Genomic DNA, 12,593 nt, shown 5'->3' with positions numbered 1-12,593 from the left:
AGCCTGGAGGGAGAGGAGGTCCCCATGTCCGAAGCCAGGGATCGCGCCGCCCGGTACGCCGCGGAGCGCGCGACCGGCGGCCGCCCGGAGACCGGCGACGAGCGCACCGGCTCGCTGCCCGAGAACGCCGAGGACCGCGCCGCGTTCATCGAGACGTCGATCCAGCAGGCGATCCGCCGGGGCGAGTTCGACGGCCTGCCGGGCGCCGGCAAGCCGCTCGAGGGCCTCGGCGAGCACCACGACCCGGACTGGTGGATCCGCCGCAAGATCGAGCGCGAGAACCTCACCGGCATCGGTCCCGCCGCCTTCCTGCTCCGCGCCGAGGACCGGCGGCTGGACGAGCAGCTCGACCGGCTGATGCGCGAGTCCGAGGTGCGGGCCGTGCTCGCCGACTTCAACAAGCGGGTCGTCGAGGCGCGCCGCCAGCTGCTCGGCGGCCCGCCGGTGGTCACGCCGCTCCGCGACATCGACGCCGAGGTCGCCGCCTGGACCGAGCGCCGGAGCGCCCGGTTCGCGGCCGCCGAGGCGCAGGACCCGGAGCCGCCGCGCCGCCGGTGGTGGCACCGGCGCTGAGCGCGGACGCCGATCTCCGCCGAGGTCCCGCTCAGCCGAGCCGCCGCTCGAGCACCGCGGCCGCCTCGCGGTCGAGCAGCACCGCGACGTCCGGATGACCCTGCAGCGCCGAGGCCGGGCAGTCCACGCCGACCGGTCCGAGCAGCGCGCGGGCGACGGCCTCGGCCTTGACGGCGCCGGAGGCGAGCAGCACCAGCGAGCGGGCGGACAGGATCGTCGCGACCCCCTGCGTGATCGCCGACTCCGGCACCAGGTCGAGGCGCCCGCCGAAGAACCGGGCGTTCGCCTCCCGGGTGCTCCGCGCGAGCCGGACGACGTGCGTGCCGATGTCGTGCGGTGTGCCCGGCTCGTTGAAGCCGATGTGCCCGTTGCCGCCGATGCCCAGGATCTGCACGTCGATGCCGCCGGCCGCCCGGATCGCGGCGTCGTAGTCGCGGCCTGCCTGCTCGCCGTCCGCCCGAGCGCCGTCGGGGACGTGCACGGAGGCGATCCCGAGCGGCACGCGCACCTCGCGGTCGAGGGCCGCGCGGTAGCTCTCGGGGTGGCCGGGGGCGATCCCGATGTACTCGTCGAGAGCGAAGGCGCTCACTCCGGAGAAGTCGATCCGGCCCGCAGCGACTCGGGCGGCGAGCTCGCGGTAGAGCAGCGCGGGAGTCGAGCCGGTCGCGACCCCGAGGACCGCGCGCGGATCGGCGAGGACGCGCGCGGCGACCAGGTCGGCGGCGGCCCGCGAGGCCTCCGCGAAGGAGTCGAAGACGCGGACGGCGGGGCCGGGAGCGGTGGCCCCGGAGGTGACGCCGGTCACGCTCCCGCCACCCCGTGCGAGAGCGGGCGCCGCGCCGCCGCGAGAGCTCTCGCGTGGGCGACCGCGCCGACCACGGGCGGGCGCCGGACGACGACGAAGTCGAGCTGCGGGGCCTCCTCGGCCAGCCGCTCGCGGATCCGCCGCTCGTAGGCGGGCTGGTTGACGATCACGCCGCCGCCCGCGACCACCAGGGAGCCGAGCGCGCCCCGCCGCACGAGGGAGGCGACCCCGCCGGCGAGCGCCTCCGCCGCGTCCTCGACGATCCGCCGGGCGAGGGCCGAGCCGCCGGCCGCCTGCGCGAAGACGAGCGGCGCGAAGGCGCCCCAGGACGCCCCGCCGGCGATGCGCGTCGCCCCGGCAGCGAGCTCGGCGGCGTCGCTCGCGCCGAACGCGGACAGGACGGCGCCGATCAGAGGGTCCTCGGCCCCGTCGTCGGGAGCCCGGCCGCGGTCGCAGGCCGCGAGGGTCTCGCGCACCGCCGTCGACACGAGATCGTGCGCGCTCCCCCGGTCGCCGAGCGGCCAGCCGTGGCCGTCGACCGTGATCCGCACGCCGTCCGCGGTCGTCCCGCAGATCACGGCACCGGTGCCCACGATCATCTGGATGCTCGGACCCTCCTGCTCCGCGAAGCCGAGCAGCTCCGCGTCGTTGACGACCGTCACCGGCCGGCCGAGGCGGAGCGACAGCGTCGCGGTCGCCTCCCGCATCTGCCCCGGGGTGTCGCAGCCGTGCACGCCGAGGACCAGCACGGCGTCCCCGGCGAGCGGGCGCAGGCGGAGCAGCACGTCGGCGAGGCGCGGCAGGTTGCCCGGGTCGGCGAAGAGCTCGCCGGCCCGCCAGTCGTTCGAGGGGAGGATCAGGTCCTCCTCCGCGCCGTCCGTGTCGATCACGCGGACGTGCGTCTTGGTCCCGCCCACGTCGACGCCGACGAGGCGGGCCGCGGCCCGGGGAGCATCATTCGTCACGGAGGAATGGAACCATCCCTTCGCGGCCGGGACAACGCGGCTGGCGCGGGCTGCGCATCCTGGCGCACCGTCGCCTCCGCCCGGAGGAGATCACCGCCCGAGGAGATCACCGGGCGGGGAGGTCACCGTCCGGGAGGTCACCGCCCGGGAGGACCGGCGCTCGCGCCCGCCGCCCAGACCGCCCGCACCCGCAACTCGTCGTCCAGCAGCACCACGTCCGCCGCCCGGCCGACCGTGAGCGAGCCGAGCCGGCCCGCCTCGCCGAGCACGCGCGCCGGAGTCGCGGTGACGGCGCCGACCGCCGCCTCGAGCCCCAGGCCGACTCCGGTCCCGACCGCACCGGCCGCCCGGCGGACCGCCGCGTCCAGGGTGAGGGTCGAGCCGGCGAGGGTCGCGGTGCCGGCCAGCGTGGCGACGCCGTCCCGCACCTCGACGCGCAGCCCGCCGATCCGGTGCGCGCCGTCCCCCGCTCCCGCCGCCGCCATCGCATCGGTGACCAGCGCGATCCGTCCCGGGGCGGACGCGAAGGCGATCCGCGCGACGTCCGCGTCCACGTGCTCGCCGTCCAGGATCAGCTCCAGCACCACCCGCTCGTCGGCCAGCGCCACCGGGATCGGCCCCGGGGCGCGGTGCCCGATTCCCGGCATCGCGTTGAAGGCATGGGTCACCAGCCGGGCGCCGCGCTCGATCGCCGCGCGTGTCGTCCCGGCGTCCGCCTCGGTGTGGCCGACGGCGACGACCACCCCCGCCTCGGCCAGCCGCTCGATCGCCCGGAGCGCACCGGGCAGCTCGGGAGCGATCGTGACCTGCCGGAGAGCTCCACGGGCCGCGTCGAGCAGCCGCTCGACCGCCTCGTCGGTCGGCGCGATCAGCGCACCCGGGTCGTGCGCTCCGCGGCGGGACGGCGCGAGGAACGGCCCCTCAAGGTGCGCACCGAGGACGAGCGGATCTCCCTCCGCCAGCGACGCGACCGCGTCCAGCGACGTCTCGAGCGCCGAGAGCGGCGCCGACACCAGGCTCACCAGCGAGCGCGTCGTCCCGTGCGCACGATGCAGGGCGAGTCCGGCCCGCATCGCGTCGACCCCCTCGTCGAAGCCGCGTCCCGCCCCGCCGTGCACGTGCAGGTCGACGAAGCCGGGCGTCGCGATCAGCCCGCCCGCGTCGTGCACCCGCGCGCCCTCCGCCGCCCGCTCCCAGCCGCCCCCGGTCCCGACCTCGACGATCACCCCGTCGTCCGCAACGAGCCAGAAGTCCTCCACGGTCCCGCCCGCGTCGACCTTCCGCGCGCCGTGCAGCACCAGCCTCCCGCTCCGCCCCATGTCCGCCTCCTCCTCTCCCGGGGGCACCGCCCCCTCACTTCCTGCCGACCGAGCAGCCCCCTCATGCTGGTCGAGTAGCCGCGCAGCGGCGTATCGAGACCCACCCTCTCAGCACCCGGGCCCGCAGGCCTCCCTCCGGCGCCGCCGGATCTCGATACGCCCGCTCCGCGGGCTACTCGATCAGCATGGACCGCCCGCCCCTCGAGGCCACCGGAGCAGCCGCGCAGCCGCCTTCCTGCTCGTCGAGCAGCCGCGCAGCCGCCTTCCTGCTGGTCGAGCAGCCGTGCCATCGCCCTTCATGCTGGTCGAGTAGCCGCGCAGCGGCGTATCGAGACCCCCGGCCCCGCCAGCATTCAGCCGCCCCGCCCCCAGCTCGCCTCGATCTCCTCCGCACCCAGCACCCGGTCCGCGAGCAGCAGCTGCCAGCTCCAGCTCGCCTCCGCCCCCGCGTCCAGCGTCCACGTCGCGCCGAAGAACGGCGCCGCGCACAGCATCGGCGTCCCGCTCGTCCGCACGAACCACGTCGACGGATCGACGGGACTGCCCTCGTCCGCCCGCAGCGCGATCGTCGCGCTCCCGTCCGCCACCGCGAGCCAGCGCGACACCATCCCCATCGGCTCCGCGACGGCCCCGTCCGGCCCGCTCACGGCACTCCCCTCGAACGACGGATCCAGCCGCAGGAACAGCCCGCCGTAGCCCGCGTCCGGCCGCCCCGCCGTGGTCGGCGACCCGAAGACCAAACGCTCCCCGAGCGCGCGCCAGCGGCTCTCGATCCGCAGCACCGTCACGTCGCCGAGCCGCCGGACGCTCAGCCGCCGCCGCTCGTCGAGGAAGCGCCGCCCGCGCGCATCGAACCACCCGAGCGCGAGGTCCCCCGGGTCCGCGCCCTCCGGCCGCTGCGACCCGTTGCTGTCCACCTGCCGGTAGCCGGTCCCCGTCAGCCAGGTCGGCCCGCCCCAGAGGTTCGTGTCGAGCTCGTCGTCGCCGATCGTGATGTTCGACATCGCGAGCGACAGCCCGAGATGCCAGTCGTGGTCGGCGGGCCGAACATCGCTGACCACCCGCCCCGCCGGCGTCCGCAGCGGATGCAGGTACGGCCGCGGCGAGTCCCGAGCGAGTGTCTCCGGATCGAGGAGGACGAGGCGCCCGACCCCGTCCGGCAGTTCGACGGAGGTCGGCGAGTCCTGGTCCATGCGGCCGACGGTACACGCTTTCCCGGGCTACAGTGCGACGATGCCCCGCACCGGAACCCCGCCCCGATCGCCGCGCCGATGACCGCCGTCCGCTTCGTCTCGATCGGCGACTCCTTCTCGGAGGGCGTCGGCGACGAGCTCCCCGACGGCACCGCCCGCGGCTGGGCCGACCTCACCGCGCAGGGCTGGGCGGACGCGCTCGGCGAGCCGATCGAGTACGCCAATCTCGCCATCCGCGGCCGCCTCATCGACCCGATCGTCGACGAGCAGCTCGAGCCCGCGCTCGCCCTGCGGCCGACCCACCTCTCCTTCAACGGGGGTGGCAACGACATGCTGCGTCCGCGCGCCGACATCGAGCGCATCGCGGACCGCTACCTCGAGGTCCTCGCCCGCTGCGACGCCGAGGGCGTGACCCTGATCGCCCTCTCCGCCCCGGACCCGTCCGCGCGGCTGCCGCTCGGCCGGCTGATCAAGCGCCGCGGTGACGCCCTCACCTCGGCTGTCCTGCGCCGCACGCGGCAGCGCCCGGACATCGTCGTCGCCGACAACTGGACCGACCCGGCCTTCGCCGACCCGTCGCTCTGGTCCGAGGACCGCCTGCACCTCGGCCCCCGCGGTCATCACCGCGTCAGCGCCCGCGTGCTCGCCTCCCTCGGCCTGCCGGTCCCGCCCGCCGCCCAGGAGGCGCCCGAGCGGCCCGCCGCAGCGAGCGGAGGCTCCGCGCAGTACTACCGCACCCACGTCGCGCCGTGGCTGCGCCGCCGGCTCACCGGCACGTCCTCCGGCGACGGCCGGACGGCCAAGCACCCGGAGCTCGTGCGCATCTCCCCGAGCGCCTAGGCGGAGCAGCCGGAGGTCGGCGCCGGCTCAGCGCCAGCCGTAGCGCGCCGAGACGACCCGCGCCACCGCGTCGAACCGCGCGCGCTCGAGCGCCGCGCCCTCGCGCCGCATCCCCGCGGGGTGCACGCGGAAGACCCGCTCCGGATCGGCGAAGCTCGGCCGCCCCTCCGGATCCCAGGGCCCCGCGCCGACCGCGAGGTAGCCGTCGTGCTCCTTCGAGCTCAGCCGGATCGCCAGCGCCGTGCCGGCCTTCTCGACCGCGAGGACGAGGACGGGGCGGTCCTTGCCGCGGCCGTCGTCCTCCTCGTAGGGCACCCAGGTCCAGACGACCTCGCCCGGGTCGGGATCGCCGTCCGGCGTCGGCGCGTAGCCGAGGTGGACGCCGCGCAGCCGGGTCGGGTCGACCTCGGAGGTCCTGCCGATGCCGTTCGCGCCCGGCGTGGGCGCCGTGGTGCTCAGGTACGGCCGCTGCGCGGGGGCGCCGGCGTCGGCGCGCGGGGCGCTCGCGCGGCCGAGCAGTCGGAGGAGCAGGGACACGACGGAGCGTGAGGAGGGCACCTGAAAACCCTAGCCCGGAAACGGAAGGAGCCGGCTCCGAAGAGCCGGCTCCACCGGGGTGTCGCGGCGAGCGCGACGAGGCAGCGGGAGGACTAGTCCGCGAGGACGTAGCCCGCCTCGCCGTGGATGGCGGTGTCGATGCCGGCGATCTCGTCCTCGTTCTTCACCCGGAAGCCGATCGTCTTCTGGATGACCCAGCCGATCGCGTAGGTGAGGACGAAGGAGTAGATCAGGACGGTGAAGGCCGCGAGGGCCTGCTTGCCGAGCTGGCTGGCGTCGCCGGTGAGGAAGAGGCCGACATCGGTGCCGAAGAAGCCGATGTAGAGCGTTCCGATCAGACCGCCGACGAGGTGCACGCCGACCACGTCGAGCGAGTCGTCGTAGCCGAGCTTGTACTTGAGGTCGATCGCCAGGGCGCAGACGGCACCGGTGATCAGGCCGAGCACGATCGCCCAGAAGGGCGAGAGCACGGCGCAGGCCGGGGTGATCGCGACGAGACCCGCGACGGCACCGGAGGCGGCGCCGATCGAGGTGGGCTTGCCGTCCTTGATCTTCTCGATGATCAGCCAGCCGATGATGGCGGCGGCCGGAGCGGCGATGGTGTTGAGGAAGGCGATCGCGGCGATGCCGTCGGCGGCGAGCTCGGAGCCGGCGTTGAAGCCGAACCAGCCGAACCAGAGGAGGCCGGCGCCGAGGAGCACGAACGGCGGGTTGTGCGGCTGGTGCGCGCCCTTGGTGAAGTTCACGCGCTTGCCGAGGACCAGGGCGAGGGCGAGGGCCGCCGCACCGGCGTTGATGTGCACGGCGGTGCCGCCGGCGAAGTCGATCGCACCGACGTTGTAGGCGATCCAGCCGCCGTCCGAGGTGGCGCCGGTCTCGGGGTCGAGGGCGAAGTTGAAGACCCAGGAGGCGACCGGGAAGTAGACGATGGTCGCCCAGACGCCGGCGAAGACCATCCACGCGCCGAACTTGGCGCGGTCGGCGATCGCGCCGGAGATGAGCGCGACGGTGATGATCGCGAAGGTGGCCTGGAAGGCCGCGAAGGCGAGCGTCGGGTACGCGGACTCGATGTCACCGCGGGCCTCGGCGTAGGCACCGGCGAGGCCGAGCTGGCTGAGGTCGATGCCGAGGACGCCGTCGATGCCGACGAAGTCGCCCACGCCGGCGTTGGAGAAGGTGATCGCGTAGCCGTAGAGCACCCACAGCACGCCGATCAGGCCCATCGCGCCGAAGCTCAGCATCATCATGCTGATGACGCTCTTCGCTCGGACCAGACCGCCGTAGAAGAAGGCGAGCCCGGGGGTCATGAGCAGGACCAGCGCCGCCGCCAGGAGCAGGAACGCGGTATTGCCTTGATCCATTGTTGAACCTCTCGTGAGTAAGCAGAGTCGTGCAGGAGTCGTGAGTGAGGGCAGTGCAGAGCCCGATGCGGGCCGGCAGTCGCTGCACGACCCCGAAGACACGGCGTCTCGGAGGACGCGGGGGTGTCGGGTCACCTCGGGTAGCCGACAGTCTGGCCGCGCGACGTTACGACCCGTGCGGCACGAGGTTTCGCGGATGTTACGAGCGCGGCTCTCGTGTGAACAGTGCGTTACAGCGCGCCGCGGATCCCCCGCGCACGAGCCGGGGAGATGCCGCGGAGGACCGGCGCCGCGCGCCGTCGCGTCGTCAGGCGCCGGTCCGTCGTCAGGAGCCGATCCGTCGTCAGGCGAACGGCCGCATCGAGGTCAGCGCGATCAGGCGCGACATCGAGCGGAGGTACTTCTTGCGGTAGCCGCCGCTGAGCATGTCGCCGCCGAAGACCTCGTCCAGCGCGACGCCCGAGGCGAGGACCGGGATCTGCGCGTCGTACACGCGGTCGATGAAGGCGACGAGGCGCAGCGCGTCCGTCTGGTCGGTGAGGGTGGCGACGTCGCGGAGCACGATGGCGTCGACCCCGTCGATGACCTTGATGTAGCGCGAGGGGTGCACGGAGCCGAGGTGGTCGACGGCGGCCCGGAAGGAGTCGTCGGTGACGACGGCGCCGGAGGGGGCCGTGGCGACGAGCTCGTCGATCGCGCTGTCCGAGCGGGTGACCGCGTGGCCCTCGATGTCGCGGCGGCGGTAGTCGGTGCCGTCGATCCGCATCGTCTGGAAGTGCTCGGCCATCGCGTGTATCTCGCGGAGGAAGTCCGCTGCGGCGAAGCGCCCCTCGCCCAGCGCGTTCGGCGGGGTGTTCGAGGTCGCCGCGATGCGGGTGCCGGAGGCGACCAGCTCGCCCAGCAGCCGGGTCATCAGCATCGTGTCGCCCGGGTCGTCCAGCTCGAACTCGTCGATGCAGAGCAGTGCCGAGCCCTTGAGCAGGGACACGGTCGCCGCGTAGCCGAGGGCGCCCACCAGGGCGGTGTACTCGATGAAGGTGCCGAAGTAGGTGCGGCCGGGCACCGCGTGCCAGATCGCCGCGAGCAGGTGGGTCTTGCCGACGCCGAAGCCGCCGTCGAGGTAGACGCCGGGCTTCACCGCGGGCGCCTTCCTCCGGCCGAAGCCGAGGAAGCCGCCGCCGCCGCCCTTGGAGCCGCCGCCGGCCGCGAACGCCCGCAGCGCCTCGACGGCCTCCGCCTGCGAGGGGTACTCCGGGTCCGGCCGGTAGCTCTCGAAGGTCGCGCCCTCGAACTGCCGCGGCGGCACCAGGGTCGAGGCGATCTCGTGGCCGCTGATCTGCGGCGAGCGCGCGGTCAGGCTGCTCGTCGAACGGACGTCGTCGGGGGTCACGCGGTCTCGCATCCAGGGTCGCAGTACTGTGTCGAGCCGCACGGCGGCGGACGCCGGCGGCACTGTGTCGAACTCTTACGGGGCCGTCCGTGCACCCGCGCACGAGGGCGCGTACTGTCGCTGAGGGCGGTCTCCAGCGTAGCCCGCCCGCACCGCCGCCCATCCGAGAACCACGTCTGCGCCCCGCGCACCATCCTGGAGGTCCCCCTTGCCCGTTGAACTCGATCCGTCGCCGAAGTTCGCCGCCTACGCGCACCCCGAACGGCTCGTCAGCGGCGAGTGGCTCGAGCAGCGCCTCGGCACCCCCGGCCTCGTGGTCGTGGAGTCCGACGAGGACGTCCTGCTCTACGAGACCGGCCACATCCCCGGCTCCGTCAAGATCGACTGGCACACCGACCTCAACGACCCGGTGCAGCGCGACTACATCGACGGCGCCGCCTTCGCCGCGCTCGTCGGCGCCAAGGGCATCGCCCGCGACAGCACCGTCGTCATCTACGGCGACAAGAACAACTGGTGGGCCGCCTACGCCCTCTGGGTCTTCACCCTCTTCGGCCACGAGGACGTCCGCCTGCTCGACGGCGGCCGCGACAAGTGGATCGCCGACGGCCGGCCGACCACCACGGACGCCTCGAGCCCCGTTGCGGTCGAGTACCCGGCGGTCGAGCGCCGCGACGGCGACATCCGCGCCTTCAAGGAGGACGTGCTCGCCCACTTCGGCAACCCGCTGATCGACGTCCGCTCCCCCGAGGAGTTCTCCGGCGCCCGCACCACCGCACCGGCCTACCCGGAGGAGGGCGCCCTGCGCGCCGGCCACATCCCCAGCGCGCAGAACGTGCCGTGGGGCAAGGCCGCGGCGGAGGACGGCACCTTCCGCTCCCTCGACGAGCTGAACGGCATCTACCGCGACGGCGCCGGCCTGGCCGACGGCGACACCGTCATCGCCTACTGCCGGATCGGCGAGCGCTCCTCGCACACCTGGTTCGTGCTCACCCACCTCCTCGGCTTCGAGGGCGTCAAGAACTACGACGGCTCCTGGACCGAGTGGGGCAGCGCCGTCCGCGTGCCGATCGTCCAGGGCGCCGAGCCCGGCGAGGCCCCCGCGCCCCGCTGACCGGCCCGCTCCGACCGCGACCAGAGGGCCCCGTGCACACCTGTGCCGGGGCCCTCGGCGTCCTGCCCCGTCGTCCCCGCGTAGGGAAGAATGGAAGCGATGACCACCGACACCCCCGCCACCGACCTGCTCGGCCCCGCGCTCCGCGAGATCCGCGACGAGTTCCTCGCCCTCGAGAAGCCGGAGCGCCTCCAGCTCCTCCTCGAGTTCTCGAACGACCTCCCCGAGCTGCCCGAGCGCTACCGCGATCACCCCGACCTGTTCGAGCGGGTCGAGGAGTGCCAGTCGCCGGTCTTCATCGTCGTCGAGTTCGACGGCGACGTGATCCACCTGCACGCGACCGCGCCGCGCGAGGCGCCGACCACCCGCGGCTTCGCCTCGATCCTCGCCCAGGGCCTGGACGGTCTGACGCCCGAGCAGGTGCTCGCGGTTCCCGACGACTTCCCGCAGACCATCGGCCTGTCCGAGGCGGTCTCGCCGCTGCGGCTGCGCGGGATGAGCGCGCTCCTCGGCCGCACCAAGCGCCAGATCCGCGCCCACCTGGCCGCCTGAGCCTCGCGCGAGAGCCCGGCACCGTGATCCTGCAGCCGCTCGTCCCCGCCGGCGAGCCGATCCGCCTCGGCGAGGACGGCGCGCGAGCGGCGATCGAGGCGGCCTACCTCCCCGGCGCCGCCGTCCGCGTGCGGCTCAACATGATCGCGAGCGTCAACGGCTCGAGCATCGGCTCCGACGGCACCAGCGAGACGCTGACCAACCGCGTCGACCGCACGATCCTCGGGGTCATCCGCGCGCAGGCCGACGTCGTCCTCGTCGGCGCCGCGAGCGTGCGCGCGGAGGGCTACCGCGTGCCGAAGCGCGCGCCGCTCGCCATCGTCTCCTCCTCCGGCGACCTGGCCGGCCACCGCCTCGAGGTGCAGGAGGGCGCGCGCGTGCTCCTGCTGCTCCCCGAGGGGCGGGCGACGCCGGCCGATCTCCCTCGCGGCGTCGAGGTGGTCCCGGTGGCCGCGACCGGCGGGCGGATGAGCGTCGACGCGATCCTCGCGGCCCTGCGCGCCCTCGGACTCGAGCGGGTCGTCTGCGAGGGCGGCGCCTCGCTCTCGGGCCAGTTCCTCGCCTCCGGCCGCGTCGACGAGCTCTGCCTGACGACCGCGCCCCGCGTCGTGCTGCCGGGCCTCCCCGTCGCGTCGACCGGCGAGCGGATCGACGACTCCTACGCCCTGACGTCGCTCGCCGCGGACGACGCCGGCTTCACCTACGCGCGCTGGACCCGGACCGGCTGAGCGCCCGCTCCGCCAGCCAGCGCTCGACCGACGCCTCCCAGAGCTCCGGGTCGTCGTTCCAGAGCCGGGTGTGCCCGGCCCCGTGGAAGAGCACGAGCTCGACCAGATCGGGCCGCGCCGCCGCCAGGGCCTCGGACGGTCCGCTCGGCACGAAGTCGTCGTCGACGCTGTGCAGCAGCAGGACCGGCACGGTCAGCTCTGCGGCCCGCTCGACCAGGTCCATCGCCGCCAGCGGGACGTGACTGCTCTGGCCGGTCAGCGCGGCCGACCACGGCCGCTGCATCGCCGTGAGCGCGAGCGCCGCGATCGGCGCCGGGATCCGGTTCAGCCGGGCCTGCTTCCGCAGGGTCACCCGCCAGTCGATCACCGGCGAGTCGAGCACCAGCCCCGCGATCAGGTCGCGGCGGCTCGAGCGCAGCGCGGTCTGCAGCACGATCGCACCGCCCATCGACCAGCCGACGAGCACGACCCGGCGCGCGCCGCGACGCTCGGCGAACCGGATCGCGGCGTCGACGTCGCGCCACTCCGTCTCCCCCAGCGCGTAGCGCCGGTCCGGGCTCTCCGGAGCGTCACCGTCGTTGCGGTACGAGACGACCAGCGAGGTGAGCCCCGCCCGGTGGAACGCGGCCATCCCGCGCAGCGTCTCCTCGCGGGTCGTCGCGCGGCCGTGCACGTGGATCGCCCAGACGCCGCCGTCCTCCTCGGCCGGGAAGAGCCAGGCCGGAGCCGCGCCGAACTGCGTCGGCACCTCCTCCGCCGTGAAGGGCAGCCCGGTCTCGCGCGGCGAGAGCAGCAGCCAGCCGTTCAGCCGGCCGCGGGCACCGGGCCGCAGCGTCCCGCGATCGACGCCGTCGAGCTCCCGCACGACCCGGCCGCGCCCGGTCGCGAGCAGCCGCCCGATCCGCGCGTGCCCGCGCCCGTGGTCGAACCAGAGGCTGAAGCCGCCGCGGACCGCGGTGTCGACCGACGCCGACAGCTCGATCTCGTGCACCTCCGGCCGCACGGCGAGGACCCGGACGTCCTGCGCGCGCCGGGAGGGCGGAGTGACCACACCGCGGAGGAAGGCCGTCCCGAGCGCGGCGCCGCCGAGGGCCGTCAGCGCGGCGAGGGCGGGGGCCGCGAGGACCGCGGCGAGGACGACACCGGTGTGCGCGCTCTCCGCGGCGTGCCTGCGGGCTTCGAGCATGCGGGAACTCTA

Annotated in this window: 13 protein-coding genes; 5 read left to right on the top strand and 8 right to left on the bottom strand. The window is 74.5% G+C overall.

What is annotated here, in order from left to right; translation table 11 throughout:
- Positions 1–24 precede the first annotated feature (24 nt).
- Positions 25–573 carry a DUF1992 domain-containing protein gene (locus EDF17_RS07395; RefSeq protein WP_123445877.1) on the top strand — a complete coding sequence of 183 codons (549 nt, stop codon included), beginning with the start codon at positions 25–27 and terminating at the stop codon, positions 571–573.
- 31 nt (positions 574–604) lie between these two features.
- Here EDF17_RS07395 and EDF17_RS07390 read toward each other — a convergent pair whose 3' ends face one another.
- From EDF17_RS07390 to EDF17_RS07375, 4 genes are all read right to left on the bottom strand, one after another.
- Positions 605–1,378, bottom strand: coding sequence for a glucosamine-6-phosphate deaminase (locus tag EDF17_RS07390; protein ID WP_123445876.1), 774 nt, complete (start codon positions 1,376–1,378; stop codon positions 605–607).
- Positions 1,375–2,343: a BadF/BadG/BcrA/BcrD ATPase family protein gene (locus tag EDF17_RS07385; RefSeq protein ID WP_123445875.1), complete on the bottom strand. Its 969-nt coding sequence runs from the start codon at positions 2,341–2,343 to the stop codon at positions 1,375–1,377. Before EDF17_RS07385 ends, EDF17_RS07390 begins: the two co-directional genes overlap by 4 nt.
- Before the next feature lie 137 nt (positions 2,344–2,480).
- The gene (locus EDF17_RS07380; RefSeq protein ID WP_123445874.1) at positions 2,481–3,662 is read right to left on the bottom strand and encodes an amidohydrolase family protein; all 1,182 of its coding nucleotides are present in this window, start codon (positions 3,660–3,662) and stop codon (positions 2,481–2,483) included.
- A gap of 353 nt (positions 3,663–4,015) precedes the next feature.
- Positions 4,016–4,855: a DUF6807 family protein gene (locus EDF17_RS07375; RefSeq protein WP_123445873.1), complete on the bottom strand. Its 840-nt coding sequence runs from the start codon at positions 4,853–4,855 to the stop codon at positions 4,016–4,018.
- Positions 4,856–4,933: 78 nt separating this feature from the next.
- Here EDF17_RS07375 and EDF17_RS07370 point away from each other — a divergent pair, with 78 nt between their 5' ends.
- A complete protein-coding gene (locus EDF17_RS07370; RefSeq protein ID WP_123445872.1) occupies positions 4,934–5,695 on the top strand; it encodes an SGNH/GDSL hydrolase family protein in 762 nt (253 codons plus the stop codon).
- Positions 5,696–5,722: 27 nt separating this feature from the next.
- On the opposite strand, the gene EDF17_RS07365 is transcribed toward EDF17_RS07370, so the two are convergent.
- The 3 genes from EDF17_RS07365 to zapE all read right to left on the bottom strand — a co-directional run bounded on the left by EDF17_RS07365 (position 5,723) and on the right by zapE (position 9,004).
- The gene (locus EDF17_RS07365) at positions 5,723–6,253 is read right to left on the bottom strand and encodes a type II toxin-antitoxin system PemK/MazF family toxin (protein ID WP_166649619.1); all 531 of its coding nucleotides are present in this window, start codon (positions 6,251–6,253) and stop codon (positions 5,723–5,725) included.
- A gap of 92 nt (positions 6,254–6,345) precedes the next feature.
- Positions 6,346–7,614: an ammonium transporter gene (locus EDF17_RS07360; protein WP_123445871.1), complete on the bottom strand. Its 1,269-nt coding sequence runs from the start codon at positions 7,612–7,614 to the stop codon at positions 6,346–6,348.
- Positions 7,615–7,957: 343 nt separating this feature from the next.
- Positions 7,958–9,004 (bottom strand): cell division protein ZapE, encoded by a 1,047-nt coding sequence (gene zapE, locus EDF17_RS07355; protein WP_243586756.1) that lies wholly within the window; start codon positions 9,002–9,004, stop codon positions 7,958–7,960.
- A gap of 208 nt (positions 9,005–9,212) precedes the next feature.
- Between zapE and EDF17_RS07350 the strand changes: the two genes are divergently transcribed.
- The 3 genes from EDF17_RS07350 to EDF17_RS07340 all read left to right on the top strand — a co-directional run bounded on the left by EDF17_RS07350 (position 9,213) and on the right by EDF17_RS07340 (position 11,395).
- Positions 9,213–10,115: a sulfurtransferase gene (locus EDF17_RS07350; protein ID WP_123445869.1), complete on the top strand. Its 903-nt coding sequence runs from the start codon at positions 9,213–9,215 to the stop codon at positions 10,113–10,115.
- A gap of 99 nt (positions 10,116–10,214) precedes the next feature.
- Positions 10,215–10,667, top strand: a complete 453-nt coding sequence (locus tag EDF17_RS07345) for a SufE family protein (RefSeq protein ID WP_123445868.1) — start codon at positions 10,215–10,217, stop codon at positions 10,665–10,667.
- A 23-nt stretch (positions 10,668–10,690) separates the two neighbouring features.
- On the top strand, positions 10,691–11,395 hold the full coding sequence (locus EDF17_RS07340) for a dihydrofolate reductase family protein (protein ID WP_123445867.1): 705 nt from the start codon (positions 10,691–10,693) through the stop codon (positions 11,393–11,395).
- Here the strand turns inward: EDF17_RS07340 and EDF17_RS07335 are convergent.
- Positions 11,364–12,581, bottom strand: coding sequence for an alpha/beta fold hydrolase (locus tag EDF17_RS07335; protein WP_123445866.1), 1,218 nt, complete (start codon positions 12,579–12,581; stop codon positions 11,364–11,366). The genes EDF17_RS07340 and EDF17_RS07335 overlap by 32 nt on opposite strands.
- Positions 12,582–12,593: the final 12 nt, after the last annotated feature.

It is taken from the genome of Rathayibacter sp. PhB1 (genome assembly GCF_004362935.1).
In the GTDB taxonomy this organism is placed as follows: Bacteria; Actinomycetota; Actinomycetes; order Actinomycetales; family Microbacteriaceae; genus Rathayibacter; species Rathayibacter festucae.
The sequence above is the reverse complement of the archived record's forward strand: the minus strand, read 5'-3'. Positions and strand labels throughout refer to the sequence as shown.

Bases quoted from the DNA above. Each gene is read 5' to 3' on its own strand.
- EDF17_RS07395 (WP_123445877.1), top strand. From the start codon at position 25: ATGTCCGAAGCCAGGGATCGCGCCGCCCGGTACGCCGCGGAGCGCGCG.
- EDF17_RS07380 (WP_123445874.1), bottom strand. From the start codon at position 3,662: ATGGGGCGGAGCGGGAGGCTGGTGCTGCACGGCGCGCGGAAGGTCGAC.
- EDF17_RS07375 (WP_123445873.1), bottom strand. From the start codon at position 4,855: ATGGACCAGGACTCGCCGACCTCCGTCGAACTGCCGGACGGGGTCGGG.
- EDF17_RS07370 (WP_123445872.1), top strand. From the start codon at position 4,934: ATGACCGCCGTCCGCTTCGTCTCGATCGGCGACTCCTTCTCGGAGGGC.
- EDF17_RS07360 (WP_123445871.1), bottom strand. From the start codon at position 7,614: ATGGATCAAGGCAATACCGCGTTCCTGCTCCTGGCGGCGGCGCTGGTC.
- EDF17_RS07345 (WP_123445868.1), top strand. From the start codon at position 10,215: ATGACCACCGACACCCCCGCCACCGACCTGCTCGGCCCCGCGCTCCGC.
- EDF17_RS07335 (WP_123445866.1), bottom strand. From the start codon at position 12,581: ATGCTCGAAGCCCGCAGGCACGCCGCGGAGAGCGCGCACACCGGTGTC.